General features: G+C 69.5%; 12 protein-coding genes. 6 read left to right on the forward strand and 6 right to left on the reverse strand.

The genetic code is table 11. From position 1 onward, the window contains the following. Window positions 1-91: 91 nt before the first annotated feature. Together efp and nusB are read left to right on the forward strand one after the other, a co-directional pair. A complete protein-coding gene (gene efp, locus ACQBAU_RS09195) occupies window positions 92-625 on the forward strand; it encodes an elongation factor P (protein ID WP_465259503.1) in 534 nt (177 codons plus the stop codon). A 4-nt stretch (window positions 626-629) separates the two neighbouring features. Continuing rightward, window positions 630-1,115 (forward strand): transcription antitermination factor NusB, encoded by a 486-nt coding sequence (gene nusB / locus ACQBAU_RS09200; protein WP_434550518.1) that lies wholly within the window; start codon window positions 630-632, stop codon window positions 1,113-1,115. Here the strand turns inward: nusB and ACQBAU_RS09205 are convergent. Both ACQBAU_RS09205 and ACQBAU_RS09210 read right to left on the reverse strand, forming a co-directional pair. Then, on the reverse strand, window positions 1,091-1,756 hold the full coding sequence (locus tag ACQBAU_RS09205; RefSeq protein ID WP_434550517.1) for a hypothetical protein: 666 nt from the start codon (window positions 1,754-1,756) through the stop codon (window positions 1,091-1,093). The genes nusB and ACQBAU_RS09205 overlap by 25 nt on opposite strands. Further along, complete coding sequence (locus ACQBAU_RS09210) at window positions 1,753-2,430, reverse strand: hypothetical protein (protein WP_465256617.1); 678 nt, start codon at window positions 2,428-2,430, stop codon at window positions 1,753-1,755. The genes ACQBAU_RS09205 and ACQBAU_RS09210 overlap by 4 nt, the downstream gene beginning before the upstream one ends. Before the next feature lie 122 nt (window positions 2,431-2,552). Here ACQBAU_RS09210 and carA point away from each other — a divergent pair, with 122 nt between their 5' ends. From carA to pyrF, 4 genes are read left to right on the forward strand one after another with little or no spacing between them, the layout of a single operon-like run. Continuing rightward, window positions 2,553-3,716 (forward strand): glutamine-hydrolyzing carbamoyl-phosphate synthase small subunit, encoded by a 1,164-nt coding sequence (gene carA, locus ACQBAU_RS09215; RefSeq protein WP_465256618.1) that lies wholly within the window; start codon window positions 2,553-2,555, stop codon window positions 3,714-3,716. Next, window positions 3,716-7,081, forward strand: a complete 3,366-nt coding sequence (gene carB / locus ACQBAU_RS09220; protein WP_465256619.1) for a carbamoyl-phosphate synthase large subunit — start codon at window positions 3,716-3,718, stop codon at window positions 7,079-7,081. The genes carA and carB overlap by 1 nt, the downstream gene beginning before the upstream one ends. After that, window positions 7,078-8,208 (forward strand): quinone-dependent dihydroorotate dehydrogenase, encoded by a 1,131-nt coding sequence (locus ACQBAU_RS09225; protein WP_465256620.1) that lies wholly within the window; start codon window positions 7,078-7,080, stop codon window positions 8,206-8,208. The genes carB and ACQBAU_RS09225 overlap by 4 nt, the downstream gene beginning before the upstream one ends. Beyond that, window positions 8,205-9,029: an orotidine-5'-phosphate decarboxylase gene (gene pyrF, locus ACQBAU_RS09230; RefSeq protein ID WP_465256621.1), complete on the forward strand. Its 825-nt coding sequence runs from the start codon at window positions 8,205-8,207 to the stop codon at window positions 9,027-9,029. Before ACQBAU_RS09225 ends, pyrF begins: the two co-directional genes overlap by 4 nt. A gap of 40 nt (window positions 9,030-9,069) precedes the next feature. Here pyrF and ACQBAU_RS09235 read toward each other — a convergent pair whose 3' ends face one another. The 4 genes from ACQBAU_RS09235 to ACQBAU_RS09250 form a co-directional block, all read right to left on the reverse strand. Next, entirely contained in the window at window positions 9,070-9,405 is a 336-nt protein-coding gene (locus ACQBAU_RS09235; RefSeq protein ID WP_465256622.1) for a hypothetical protein, read from the reverse strand. 229 nt (window positions 9,406-9,634) lie between these two features. Beyond that, window positions 9,635-11,275, reverse strand: coding sequence for a DUF222 domain-containing protein (locus ACQBAU_RS09240; protein WP_465256623.1), 1,641 nt, complete (start codon window positions 11,273-11,275; stop codon window positions 9,635-9,637). Between the two features lie 184 nt (window positions 11,276-11,459). Further along, window positions 11,460-13,025, reverse strand: a complete 1,566-nt coding sequence (locus tag ACQBAU_RS09245) for an aldehyde dehydrogenase (NADP(+)) (protein WP_465256624.1) — start codon at window positions 13,023-13,025, stop codon at window positions 11,460-11,462. Then, window positions 13,012-13,983 (reverse strand): carbon-nitrogen hydrolase family protein, encoded by a 972-nt coding sequence (locus ACQBAU_RS09250; protein WP_465256625.1) that lies wholly within the window; start codon window positions 13,981-13,983, stop codon window positions 13,012-13,014. The genes ACQBAU_RS09245 and ACQBAU_RS09250 overlap by 14 nt, the downstream gene beginning before the upstream one ends. Between the last annotated feature and the right edge of the window lie 16 nt (window positions 13,984-13,999).

Genomic DNA, 13,999 nt, shown 5'->3' on the forward strand with positions numbered 1-13,999 from the left:
CTAGACTCTGGTCGGCCCGTAGCGAGAAGCCGCGCGGGCGCCAACGGTGAAGGGAAACAAGGTGGCGTCGACCAACGACCTGAAGAACGGCATGGTGCTCGACCTGGACGGTCAGCTGTGGCAGGTGCTGTGGTTCCAGCATCACAAGCCGGGCAAGGGGAACACGGTCGTACGGTCGAAGCTCAAGAACGTGTTGACCGGCAAGATCGTCGACAAGACGTTCAACTCCGACACCAAGGTGGACACCGCCAACGTCGACCGGCGTGAGATGCAGTACCTGTACCACGACGGCACCGGCTTCGTGTTCATGGACACCGGCACCTTCGACCAGATCACGATCCCCGATGACACCGTCGGCGATGCGAAGAACTACCTGCTCGAGGAGCAGATGGCGACCGTCGCGCTGCACGAGGACAACCCCCTCTACATCGACCTGCCCGCCTCGGTCGAGCTGGAGATCACCTACACCGAGCCGGGCCTGCAGGGCGACCGCTCCTCGGGTGGCACCAAGCCGGCCACCGTGCAGACCGGTCTGCAGATCCAGGTCCCGCTGTTCCTCACCAACGGCGAGAAGGTCAAGGTCGACACCCGGACCGGCGAGTACCTCGGCCGGGTCGGCGGCTGACCAGGTGCCTGCCCAACCCGGCGAGCCGGCCCGGCCAGACCGGCCGACGACCCCGATCAAGCGGTCGACCCGCGGCAAGGCGCGCAAGCGTGCCGTCGACATCCTGTTCGAGGCCGAACTGCGCGGCACCGACGCGTTGACGACACTGGCCGACCGGACAGCCGACGCGGACCCACCGATCCGCGACTTCACGACCCAGCTCGTGAACGGGGTGCACGACAACCAGTCGGCGATCGACGCGCAACTGTCGGCCCACCTGGCCCAGGGCTGGGCCCTGGCTCGGCTGCCGCGGGTCGATCGGGCGGTGCTCCGCATCGCGGCGTACGAGATCAGCTCCGGTGACGTGCCCGCCGACGTGGCCATCTCCGAAGCCGTCTCGCTGGCCGGGGAACTGTCGACCGACGAGTCGCCCGCCTTCGTGAACGGTGTGCTCGGCAAGCTGGCGAGCAATCGTGCGGCGGGGAATCACTCCGCCGGCATCGCCCAGTAGTCCTTCTGCACCGCGACCACCAGCACGGCCTGCTGGGTGGTGTCGCCGGTCAGCGTCCGTACGGTCTGCTCGGAGAACTTCTGCTCCGACACCACGTTCGCCGGTCCCGGACCGGGGCTCACCGTGGTCAGGTCCAGCTTCTGCGGCAACCCGGAGTCGGTCGGTTCGCTGAACCGGATGACGATCACGACGCCGTCCGGACAGCTGTACGTGACGTCGTACAGCATCGACACCGGCAAGCCTTCGTCGAGCCGGGTCTTGCGGGTCTGGATGCCCGGGTAGGCCGAGCACCCCAGCGCCCGGACCCGTTGGTGCTGTTCGTCGAGGGCGACCCGGACGTCACCGCCGGTCACCGTGGTCGCCCGGATCACCGAACACGCCCACAGGAAACCCGAATGCTCCGGCCGAAGGTCGCGACAGCCGTCCAGGTTGGCCTGCATCGGCGAGCTGTTGGTCGCCTGCAGCAGGTACTCATCAGCGGTCGCGGTGGCGCGTTGCCGCTCGGCGTGCACCTCGGCGCCACGCACCTCCCGCGGCAGCTCCGAGTTGGCCGCCGGGGCACAACCGGCCACCACCACGGCAGCCGCCATCGGTCCGGCCAGTCGTCGCAGCAGGCTGCGCAGCCGATGACCGGCGCTCACCGCGGCTCCTCGTGATACATCGACCACACGGTGAAGAAGACCAGTACCCCGCCGTCCCGGGCGGCGAAGCGCTCCACCTCGGCCGCGGAGAACGGCCGGGTCCCGACGACCAGCTCGTCACGGGTGTTGGCCGCCTCGGCCGCCACCCGGTCCAGCTGTGGGTCGGTCGGGTCGGACAGCCGTGTCCACACCTCGAACTCACCACACAGGTTGAGCTGCGGCGGCAGCACACCGGGCTGGAAGTCCTCGTCGGCCGGGAGCGGCTCACCGGGGTTGAGGGTGCCCCACCGGCCGAGCAGGTCACTCAGGTGACCCGGGTCGTCACAGCCCAGCTCGGCCAGGTTCTGCGCGATCATCGCCTGTGCACCGGCCATGTCGGCCGCCGGCACCACCGCGGCGTACCGGAAGGAGCAGCGGTACGCCCACGGGTCGGTCCGCTTCCAGTTCTGCTCACCGGCCGCACACGAGTCGATCCGCGCCGAGGCCAGGCTGGGGGTGCCGCCGGCCAGCACGGCCAGTACGTCCGCGGTCTCCAGCCGGGCCGTGGTGCGCTGTTCGGCGACGCCGGCGCGCAGCGGGTCGAACCTGGTGGGCGGGGTGCACCCGGCCAGCACGACCGCCAGCGCCAGGCTGAGCACGACCACGACGTGGCGGCTGCGGCGGGCAACGGACATACCTGACACAGTAGAGGTCCGCACCAGCCACCTCGGCTGAACGGCGACCCACGGACAGCGTGCTAGGTTTGAGCGAGTAGCCACCCTTTAAGCCCTGTCCCGTGAGGCAGGAAAGGACGGTCATGTCTGCACGCCCCGACACCTCGACCCACAACACCATCCGGAACCCCCGCCCGGCGCTCCTCGTGCTGGAGGACGGGACGACGTTCCGTGGCAGATCATTCGGCGCCGAGGGGGAGACCTTCGGCGAGGCCGTGTTCGCCACCGGGATGACCGGATACCAGGAGACCCTCACCGATCCGAGTTATCGCGGTCAGGTCGTGGTCGCCACCGCACCCCACATCGGCAACACCGGCTGGAACGACGAGGACGACGAGTCGCGCCAGGTGTGGGTCGCCGGGCTGGTGGTCCGCGACATCGCACGGATGCCGTCCAACTGGCGGTCCCGCCGCAGCCTCCCCGACGAGTTGACCGCCCAGGGCGTGGTCGGGATCACCGACGTCGACACCCGGGCACTGACCCGGCACCTCCGCGAACGCGGCAGCATGCGCGTCGGCATCTCGACCACCGCCACCGACCCCGCGGCGTTGCGCGCCCAGGTGCTGCAGCAGCCGTCGATGGCCGGACGCGACCTGGTCGACGACGTCACCGTCACCGCGGCCGAGGTGATCCCGGCGGTCGGCGAGCACCGGTTCACCGTGGCCGCGATCGACCTCGGCATCAAGTCGCGCACCCCGTACCGGATGGCCGAGCGCGGCATCACCACCCACGTGCTGCCGGCGACCACCAGCTTCGCCGAACTGCAGGCGATCGGCGCTGACGGGGTGTTCTTCTCCAACGGCCCCGGCGACCCCGCCACCACCGACGGGCCGCGCGACCTGCTGCGGCAGGTGCTGGAGGCCCAGATCCCGTACTTCGGCATCTGCTTCGGCAACCAGGTGTTCGGACGCGCTCTCGGCTTCGGCACCTTCAAGCTGAAGTACGGCCACCGCGGCATCAACCAGCCGGTGATGGACCTCACCACCCGCAAGGTCGAGATCACCGCACACAACCACGGGTTCGCCGTGGACGCCCCGATCGGCGAGGCCGTCGACACCCCGTACGGGGTCGCGACCGTCTCCCACGTCTGCCTGAACGACGACGTGGTCGAGGGGCTCGAACTGCGCCGCGACGGCAAGCTCGCCGCGTTCTCGGTGCAGTACCACCCGGAGGCCGCGGCCGGACCGCACGACGCGTCCTACCTGTTCGACCGGTTCGTGCAGTTGATGAGTGGAGAGGCCAACTGATGCCCCGTCGCACCGACCTGAAGAGTGTCCTGGTGATCGGCTCCGGGCCGATCGTGATCGGCCAGGCGTGTGAGTTCGACTACTCCGGGACCCAGGCCTGCCGGGTGTTGCAGGAGGAGGGCTTCCGCGTCGTCCTGGTGAACTCGAACCCGGCGACGATCATGACCGACCCCGAGTTCGCCGACGCGACCTACGTCGAGCCGATCACGCCCGAGTACGTGACGAAGGTGATCGAGAAGGAACGCCCTGATGCACTGTTGGCCACCCTCGGCGGGCAGACCGCGCTGAACACCGCGATCGCGTTGCACGAGTCAGGGGTGCTCGAGCAGTACGGGGTCGAGCTGATCGGCGCGTCGGTCGAGGCGATCCAGCGCGGCGAGAACCGCGAGCAGTTCAAGGCGGTCGTGGAGAACCTGACCGGCGTGGAGGGTGGCCCGGCCGAGGTCGCCCGCTCGATGGTGTGTCACACCCTCGACGAGGTGCTCCGCAGCGCCGAGGAACTCGGCTACCCGGTCGTCGTGCGGCCCTCGTTCACGATGGGCGGGGTCGGCTCCGGCTTCGCCCACGACGAGACCGAACTGCGCCGCATCGCCGGGGCCGGCCTGGCCGCCAGCCCGACCACCGAGGTGCTGATCGAGGAGTCGATCCTGGGCTGGAAGGAGTACGAGCTGGAGGTGATGCGCGACTCCGCCGACAACGTCGTCATCGTCTGCTCCATCGAGAACTTCGACCCGATGGGGGTGCACACCGGCGACTCGATCACCGTCGCCCCCGCGATGACGTTGACCGACCGCGAGTACCAGCGGATGCGCGACGTCGCGATCGCGATCATCCGCGACGTCGGCGTCGACACCGGTGGCTGCAACATCCAGTTCGCGATCAACCCGGCCGACGGGCGGATGATCGTGATCGAGATGAACCCTCGCGTGTCACGGTCGTCGGCGCTGGCCTCGAAGGCGACCGGGTTCCCCATCGCCAAGATCGCGGCGAAGGTCGCGCTGGGCTACACCCTCGACGAGATCACCAACGACATCACCGCCGAGACGCCGGCCTCCTTCGAGCCGACCCTGGACTACGTGGTGGTGAAGGTGCCGCGGTTCGCGTTCGAGAAGTTCCCGACCGCCGACACCACGCTGACCACCCACATGAAGAGCGTCGGCGAGGCGATGGCGATCGGCCGCAACTTCTCCGAGGCGCTCGGCAAGGCACTGCGGTCCCTGGAGTCCGGGGTCGGCGGGTTCTGGTTGGGCGACGATCCTGATCATGGTGACGTCGACGCGATCCTGGCCGAGATGGCCCGACCGCATGACGGGCGGATCATGCTGCTGGAGCGGGCGTTGCGCTGGGGTGCCACCCCGGAGCAGATCCACGAGGCCACCGGGATCGACCCGTGGTTCATCGACCAGGTGCAGTTGATCAACGAGGTCGGCGGCATGGTCGCCGACGCCGACGAGTTGGACGCAGACCTGTTGCGGCATGCGAAGCGGCACGGCCTGTCGGACGCCCAGATCGGCCACCTGCGCAACCTGAGCGAGGAATCGGTGCGTGGCCTGCGGTGGGCGCTCGGCCTGCGGCCGGTGTTCAAGACCGTCGACACCTGCGCCGCCGAGTTCGCCGCGCGGACGCCGTACCACTACAGCTCGTACGACGAGGAGTCCGAGGTGGTGCGCCGGGAACGGCCGGCGGTGATCATCCTCGGGTCGGGTCCGAACCGGATCGGGCAGGGGATCGAGTTCGACTACTCCTGTGTCCACGCGTCGATGGCGCTGTCGGCGGCACCGGACAACGACGGTACCGGCTTCGAGACGATCATGGTCAACTGCAACCCCGAGACCGTGTCGACCGACTACGACACCTCCGACCGGTTGTACTTCGAGCCGCTGACCGCCGAGGACGTGTTGGAGGTCGTCCACGCCGAGCAGCAGGCCGGACCGGTCGCCGGGGTGATCGTGCAGTTGGGTGGGCAGACCCCGCTCGGCCTGGCGCAGACGCTGAAGGACGCCGGGGTGCCGATCATCGGCACCCAGCCCGAGGCGATCCACCTGGCCGAGGAGCGCGGTGAGTTCGGCAAGGTGCTGACCGCCGCCGGGCTGCCGGCGCCGAAGTTCGGCATGGCCAGCTCGTTCGACGAGGCCCGCGAGATCGCCGACGGGATCGGCTACCCGGTGCTGGTGCGGCCGTCGTACGTGCTCGGCGGGCGCGGTATGGAGATCGTCTACGACGAGGGGGCGCTGGCGAACTACATCTCCCGCAACACCGAGGTGTCGGCGCAGCACCCGGTGCTGGTCGACCGGTTCCTCGACGACGCCTTGGAGATCGACGTCGACGCGCTGTATGACGGGACCGATCTCTATCTGGGTGGGGTGATGGAGCACATCGAGGAGGCCGGCATCCACTCCGGCGACTCGGCGTGCTCGCTGCCGCCGATGACCCTGGGCGCCGAAGTGATCGACCGGATCCGCGAATCGACCGAGGCGATCGCTGCCGGAGTCGGGGTGCGTGGCCTGATCAACATCCAGTTCGCGCTGGCCGGTGACGTGCTCTACGTGTTGGAGGCCAACCCGCGCGCCTCGCGTACGGTGCCGTTCGTCTCCAAGGCGACCGGCAGCTCGCTGGCGAAGGCGGCCGCCCGACTGGCCGTCGGCGCCACGATCGCCCAACTGCGTGACGAGGGGCTGCTGCGCGCGACCGGCGACGGCGGCGACACGTCCGACAACGGCCCGATCGCGGTGAAGGAGGCGGTGATGCCGTTCAACCGGTTCCGCACCGTCGAGGGCACCTCGGTCGACACCGTGCTGGGGCCGGAGATGAAGTCGACCGGCGAGGTGATGGGGATGGACACCGACTTCGGTCGGGCCTTCGCCAAGAGCCAATCGGCCGCGTTCGGGCCGCTGCCCACCTCGGGCCTGGTGTTCGTCTCCGCCGCCAACCGCGACAAGCGGCACATGATCTATCCGGTCCGTCGGCTCGCCGACCTCGGCTTCACGATCTGTGCGACCGCCGGTACGGCCTCGGTGTTGCGCCGCAACGGGGTCGAGGTGACCGAGGTGCGCAAGCACAGCCAGGGGCCTGGCCCGAACGGGGAGAAGACGATCGTGCAGCACCTGCTGGACGGTGAGGTCGACCTGGTGTTCAACACCCCGCACGGCACCAACACCGACGGCCGGCCCCGCTACGACGGGTGGGAGATCCGGACCGCGGCGATCCTGCGCAACGTGCCCTGCATGACGACGGTGCAGGGGTTGTCGGCGGCGGTCCGTGGTATCGAGGCGATCCGCTCCGGTGGGATCGGTGTCCGATCACTGCAGGAGTGGGCGGCCGAGGTGGACCCGGCGACGGTCACCGACGCGGTGGGCGCCAGGTGAGTGTTGTCGCGCCCGCCCCGCGCCCGCGGACCGGCCGGCGTGCCGTCGGACTCGACCTGGCCTACCGGGCCGTCCGACCGGCACTGTTCGCGCTCGGTGGCGGCGACGCCGAGGTGGCCCACGAGGCCACCCTGGCCGCGGTCCGGCGGATCGGGTCGCTGCGGCCGCTGCGTCGCCTCGTCGCCGGAGCCGTCGGCTCGCGTGGTGCCGAGGTCGACTTCGCCGGGCTCCGGTTTCCCGGTCCGGTCGGACTCGCCGCCGGCATGGACAAGAACGGCATTGCCGCACCGGCCTGGGCCGGGCTCGGGTTCTCCCACGTGGAGCTGGGTACGGTCACCGCGCTGGCGCAGCCCGGGAACGACCGCCCACGACTGCAACGGCTGCGGACCTCGCGAGCGATCATCAACCGGATGGGCTTCAACAACGCCGGGGCACAGGCACTGGCCGACCGGTTGGCAGGTTTCGGCATCGAGCGGGGCAACGGCGCGGCGGGGCTCCTCGTCGGGGTGTCGATCGGCAAGAGCAAGGTCGTCGAGTTGGGCGACGCGGTGGCGGACTACCTCACCTCGCTGCGGGCCGTCGCCCCGCACGCCGACTACGTCGCGATCAACGTGTCCAGTCCCAACACCCCGGGCCTGCGATCCCTGCAGGACAAGGGGTTTCTGGCCGAGCTCGTCGCCGCGCTGGTCGCCGAGGCGCGACAGCTCGACCGGCACGCCCCGGTCCCGGTGCTGGTGAAGTTGGCGCCGGACCTGACCGAGCAGGCGGTCGACGAAGCGGTCGAGGTGTGCGAGGACGGCGGGGTGTCAGGACTGATCGCCACCAACACCACGATCGACCGGGGCGGCATCGCCGTGAAGGACCGGCACCTGGCCGACCAACCCGGGGGACTGTCGGGGGCACCGCTGACCACCCGATCGCGGACCTTCGTGTCCCGGTTGACCCGACGGAGCCGGTTGCCGGTGATCGGGGTCGGCGGCATCATGACCGCCGATCACGCCGACGCGATGTTGGAGGCCGGGGCCAGTCTGGTGCAGGTCTACAGCGGGCTGGTCTACCGAGGACCGGGCCTGGTCGCCGAGATCAACCGCCGGCACCGACAGGGCGATGATGGGGGAGACCGATGAGCTCGTACGGTGAACGGCTGGCCGGTGTGGTGGCCGAGCGCGGCCGGCTGTGTGTCGGGATCGACCCGCACCCGGCCATCCTGCAGGCTTGGGGCCTGCCGGTGACCGCCAGCGGCCTGGAGCGTTGCGCGTTGACGATGGTCGAAGCGGTGGCCGACCAGGTCGCGGTGGTGAAGCCGCAGAGCGCCTTCTACGAGGCCTTCGGATCGGCCGGGATCGCTGTCCTGGAACGGGTGCTGGCCGGTGTCCGGGACAGAGGTGCGATCAGTCTGCTGGACGCCAAGCGTGGTGACATCGGCTCCACGATGGCGGCGTACGGGGCGGCGTACCTGACCGACGGATCACCCCTGGTCGCCGATGCGATCACCGTCAGCCCCTACCTGGGCTTCGGCTCGCTGCAGCCGGCCGTCGACCTCGCGGTGGCCAACGGACGCGGGCTGTACGTGCTGGTGCGGACGTCGAACCCCGAGGGTGGGCAGGTTCAGCTCGCCACTGCCGGCGACCGTAGCGTCGCCCAGCAGATCCTTGACGATGCGGCCGCGGTCAACGCGGCACACGCCGTCGACGGAGCGACCGGTCCGATCGGCGTCGTGGTCGGGCTGACGCACGAAGCACTCGACGTCGACCTGAGTCGACTCAACGGATCGATCCTGGTGCCCGGACTCGGGGCCCAAGGCGGGACCCCCGAGCACGTGGCCACCCTGTTCGGTCCGCTGACGCCCCTGACCCTGCCCTCGACCAGCCGCGACGTGATGGCCGCCGGGCCGGACGTGAAGGCGATTCGTGCCCGGGTGGCCGAGGTGGCCGCCGCACTGCGGTGACTGCCGCGAGGAGTCGCGGGCGTCGGCGTCGTGGCAGGGCCTACGTACGTGAGGTGGCGACCGGGCGTGACTCTTCCTCGGCCCGGAGCGGTTCCTGGCCTCGTCGGCGGGTGAGCCACCAGCGTCGTGCCCGCGGCGCCAGCGACACGCAGACGAGTGTCAGTCCGAGCATGGCCGAGTAGCTTCCACCGGCGGCGGCCGATGCCGCTCCCCGCCAGTCGAGCCACGACGACACCTCGGTCCACGGGTCGGAGCTGAGCACGAACGTGCCGAGCAGTGACAGGCCCAGGACCAGCAGTCCGGCAACGAGGCCCGCGCGTGGTCGCACCGTGCCCAGCACCGCTGCCAGCAGGATCAGCGCGAGCATCATCAGCATGGGCAGATGGGTGGCGGCCGGCCCCCTTGCTGTGAACCACGCCGAGGACACCAGCCCGGAAACGTGGAACAGCAGGAGACCTCCCACCACTCCGGTCAGGACGGTGGACAGTCGATGTTGTCCTCGGCTCATGTCACTACCCCGCTTTCTGGATCCATCAGTGCATCCATGGGGTGGAGACTACTCTTGGTCGTTTGGCGCTTCCCCCCGCGCTGGTCATGCCACCGGGCTATTCGGGCGTGGCGGTGTTCCACACGGCTTGGGCGAAGCTTGTGGTGCCGAGTGGGTGTGTGCCGTTGTGGTCGACCAGGTAGATGTGGCCGTGGGGCGCCCGGAACAACAGTGTGCCGGGCTCGGGTTGTCGACGCGACCAGTCACCATGGGTCACCAATCGATGCTCCAGCCGCGACAGCGGCGCCAGGTTCGCGATCCGGGTCTGCCCGGGACCACAACCAGCGCGGTAGGGGATGGTGTGGTCGAGGTCGAGCTTCCCGCGGCTCGCGGCGAACGGGAAGCTGCTGACGGGTTGCCGCAGCTGCATGTGGTCGCGCATTGCTTGGGGGATCTCGTACGCGTCGACCGGGGTGAGTCCGGCGGGGAGGTCGATGACGGGTCGGAGCAGGATGGTGCAGTCACCCAACCAGCCGCGCACGGTGTCGGCTGACTGCGGTCCGAGCCCGTCGGTGCGGGCGACACCGGTGCCGGTGCGGACGGTCTGCTCAGCCAGGTGGAGGTTCAGCAGGACGCGGGGTCGGAGTTTGGCCGGGTCGAGCCGTCGCACGGCGGCGATGATCTCGGCCTCGGTCAACGGCCGACCCGGGGTGCCCGGATGTTCCGGACCGTCGGGGTCGGGCAGGTCAGGCTCTGGCGGTTCCGGGTCGTCGAACAGATCCGGTTCGTCGTCGTCGCACGCACCGCTGTCCGTGCCGGCCGTGTCGGCTCCGGCCGTGTCCATCCCGGCAGTGTCAGGTCCGGCTTCATCCGTGCTGGCCTCTTCGCTGGTGACGGGTGTGGTGAGGAGTTGGATGGCTCGGGCCGGGTGGGCGAGGAGTCCGAGGGCGGTCGCGCGTCGGTTGTCCTTGCTCGACTCGTCACCCTGAGCTTGGAGGAGGTCGGCGAGCCGGTCGATCATCGCGTCGAGCCAGATCCCCGCAGCAGCATCGACCCGCGCGTACACGGTGGTCAGGCCGTGGTCGTCGGACTGCCCGACATGGACCTTCTTGTCCGCCTTCCCGACCAGGTCGGCCAGCGCGGCGGCGCGTTCGGGGTTCGCTTCGATGACCGCCGCATCCACCAACGCTTGGAGCCGGCCCCACGGGAGCCGACCGAGCAGGTCGGCGATCGCGGCGTCGACGTACCCGGCTTCGTGCTTGCTCAGATGGCGGGTGGCCTGGGCGATCCGGCGGGCCTGCCACGCCTCGATCTCGGTCTCACAGATCCGTGACCACAAGCGTGGCAGCCGGTGCCGCAGATCCAGCGCGTCCCCGATCAGCCGGGCACCGGCCCAACTGGACGAGTGCAGCAGTGCCGCCAGCTCGGCGGCAGCGAACTCCGCGACCAGCGGGGTGCCGTCACCCCCGAGCTGCACCGCCCGCTCCGCCCCCGGCACCACACTCTGCGTCGTGGCCGTGGAGATGGAGGTCGTGGTGGGGAGGGCTTCGCCGGGATGAAGGTCAGCCCAATCGGTAGCACTGATCAGTTCGTTGCACTCGGTGGCCATCTTGAGCCGCCGGCCGCCGGTCATCTGGCTGACCACGAGTTCGGGGGTCAGTGGTGGCAACCGGGGCGGCGGCTCGTCGTCGGGCACGTCGTACCAAGGGTCCGCCGGATCGAACGGCGCACCACCCTCAGGACCCGAGTATTGCAGCACGTGTTCGATACTAAACGCCGCCGCCGACAAGAATCGTCACGAGGCTCACGGCACAGTCCAAGGCGTCGCAGACCCCTCCGAGCGCAAGAGTCAGGCCATGGTCACCGGCGACCACGTTCCACAAGTGCGAGCACGTCGTCGTCGGTCACGGCTGAGTCGCTCTTCGCGACCAAGCGTCTACCCATCACGTGATTCGGCGGGGTAGCTGCCATGGGTTGTCGTCGCGTACGGCTGCCGGCAACAGCTCCTGCGGGAACCCCTGATAGCTGATCGGGCGCTGGAAGCGTTGGATCGCCAGCGTCCCCACCGACGTGGTGCCGGGCGTGGTCGTGGCCGGGTACGGCCCCCCATGGACCATCGCGTGCGTCACCTCGACGCCGGTCGGCCAAGCGTTCATGATCACCCGTCCCGCCAGGTCCTCGAGGCCGGGCAGCAGGGCCGCCACCAGGTCGTGATCAGCCGCGTCGGCGTGGACCGCAACCGTGAGTTGCCCCTCCAGGGTCTTCAACGTGGCTTGGAGATCGGCGAGGTCGGCGTAGCTGACGACCAGCCCGGCGGGCCCGAACACCTCGTCGGCCAACGACCGGTCCAGTCGCAACTCCTTGGCCGTCACCGACGCCACGATCGGCGTCGGGTTCGTGGGTCCGTCACCCCGGGCACCGGCACCCAGCACCTCCAGCCGGGTGAACCGGGCCGCCCCCTGTTCGTACGACGCCAGGATCCGGCTGGTCAGCATCGGCTGCCCGGTCGTCGCCGTGATGCGTTCACCGATCTCGGCCCGGAGGTCGGTCGCCTCACGGGGTACGAACAACAGCCCCGGGTTGGTGCAGAACTGTCCCGAGCCCAGGGTGAGCGAATCGACGTACCCCTGGGCGACGTCGGCGGCATCACGTGCACGTCGGGGCAGCACCACGACCGGGTTGACGCTCGACATCTCTGCGTACACAGGGATCGGAACCGGACGCGACTGGGCCAACGCCTGCAGCGCCAGTCCGCCGGCCCGCGACCCAGTGAACCCGACCGCGCGGATCCCGGGATGGGTGACAAGCTGGGCACCGAGGTCGTTGCCGACGCCGTACAGCACGGAGAACAGGCCCCGCGGCAGTCCGCAGGCCGCGATGGCTGCGTCGACGGCGATGGCGGTGAGCTCGGCGGTCCCGGGATGGGCAGGGTGGGCCTTGACGATCACCGGGCAGCCGGCGGCCAGGGCCGAGGCGGTGTCGCCGCCGGCAGTGGAGAACGCCATCGGGAAGTTGGCGGCCCCGAACACCACCACCGGTCCGAGCGGTACGAACCGCAGCCGCAGGTCCGGCGCCGGTGTGGGGGAGCGGTCGGGCTGGGCGTGATCGATCCGGACGCCCTGGTGCTCGCCGAGCTCGACCTCCCCGGCCAACAGCCGCAGCTGGTTGGAGGTCCGGGCGACCTCCCCGTACAGCCGTGCCTCGGGCAGCCCGGTCTCCCGACGGGCCCGGTGTACGAGTTCGTCGTTCACCGCATCGAGGTTGGCGGCGATCAGACGGAGCAGTGCGGCCCGCTGTTCGGGGGTGGTGTGCCGATACTCGGCGAACGCCGCCGTGGCCGCCTCGACCGCAGCATCGACCTCGGCCGTCCCGACGGTCCGGTACACCGGCTTCAACGCCTCACCGGTGGCCGGGTCGACCGCGCGGAACTCCTGCCCGGTGCCGACCACCGGGCGGCCGGCGATCCTGGAACAACCCTGCAGCTGGTCGTCGACCTCAGCGGGGAACACGGACACCTCGCTCGGCCAGGTGGGCGGTGCTGTCGGCGAAGTAGGCGTCGAGCACCTGCATTTCGAACTCGGCCACCATCGTCGCGGAGTCGACGGCGTCGGAGTGGCTGTAGACGATCACCATGCCGACCAGTCCAGGGTCATGGATCTGGACCTCGGGACCGTACTTCTGCTTGAGCTGCAACAACTTCTCGCGGTTGTTGTCCAGGTGCACCAACGTGTAGTCGAGGTTGATCGTCCGGGTGATCAACCAGTCGTACGTACTGGTCGAGGCGACCTCCTGCCCGGTCGGGTCGATGATCGCACTCCGGTTGGGCGGGTTGACCGCACCGACGAAGAAGGAGCGACAGCTCAACGCCCAGTAGTTCTGCATCAGGCCACCGTGGTAGGCCGACGGGAACACGATCAGCCGTGGCTGCACCTGCGCGACCGCTGCCCGTACCTGCTCGAAGTTGAGGTCGAAGCAGATGATGCCACTGACCCGGCCGAAGTCGAGGTCGGCGGCGAGGACGGTGTCACCGGGCCTGATGCCCAGCCCCGCCTGTTCACCCAGGGTCGGGACGATCTTGTCGTACACGGCTGCCGTGCCACCGTCCCGGCCGATGAACTCCAAGGCGTTGACCAACGCACCGTCGTCGTCGACCCGATAGCTGGGGTAGGTGACGTAGGTGTGGTGGGTCACGGCGATCTCGGCGAGCGCGTCGCGGACCCGGCTGCCCTTGCCCCGCGCGAACTCCTCGCGGGCCTCGATGGGCAACTGGGTCGGACCCGGTTGGCCGTTCACCTGTGGTCGGTCGAACATCTCGGGGAGCACCACCAGATCAGGCCGATCGGGCAACACCCGGCTGATCCGGTCGGTCCAGTGGTCGACGACCCGGGTGAGGTCGGCGTCGGTGACCCGGGGTTCGGCCAGCTGGACCGGATGGCCCGAGACGGCCGAGACGGTGACGTTCTGCATGGGGTGTGAATCTCCT

The organism is Carbonicoccus niuqiaonis, assembly GCF_050157065.1.
In the GTDB taxonomy this organism is placed as follows: Bacteria; Actinomycetota; Actinomycetes; order Propionibacteriales; family Propionibacteriaceae; genus Avipropionibacterium.

Coding starts and splice junctions, on each gene's coding strand:
- ACQBAU_RS09250 (WP_465256625.1), bottom strand. CDS start 13,983: ATGCAGAACGTCACCGTCTCGGCCGTCTCGGGCCATCCGGTCCAGCTG.
- carB (WP_465256619.1), top strand. CDS start 3,716: ATGCCCCGTCGCACCGACCTGAAGAGTGTCCTGGTGATCGGCTCCGGG.
- carA (WP_465256618.1), top strand. CDS start 2,553: ATGTCTGCACGCCCCGACACCTCGACCCACAACACCATCCGGAACCCC.
- pyrF (WP_465256621.1), top strand. CDS start 8,205: ATGAGCTCGTACGGTGAACGGCTGGCCGGTGTGGTGGCCGAGCGCGGC.
- ACQBAU_RS09235 (WP_465256622.1), bottom strand. CDS start 9,405: ATGCTGATGATGCTCGCGCTGATCCTGCTGGCAGCGGTGCTGGGCACG.
- efp (WP_465259503.1), top strand. CDS start 92: ATGGTGCTCGACCTGGACGGTCAGCTGTGGCAGGTGCTGTGGTTCCAG.
- ACQBAU_RS09210 (WP_465256617.1), bottom strand. CDS start 2,430: ATGTCCGTTGCCCGCCGCAGCCGCCACGTCGTGGTCGTGCTCAGCCTG.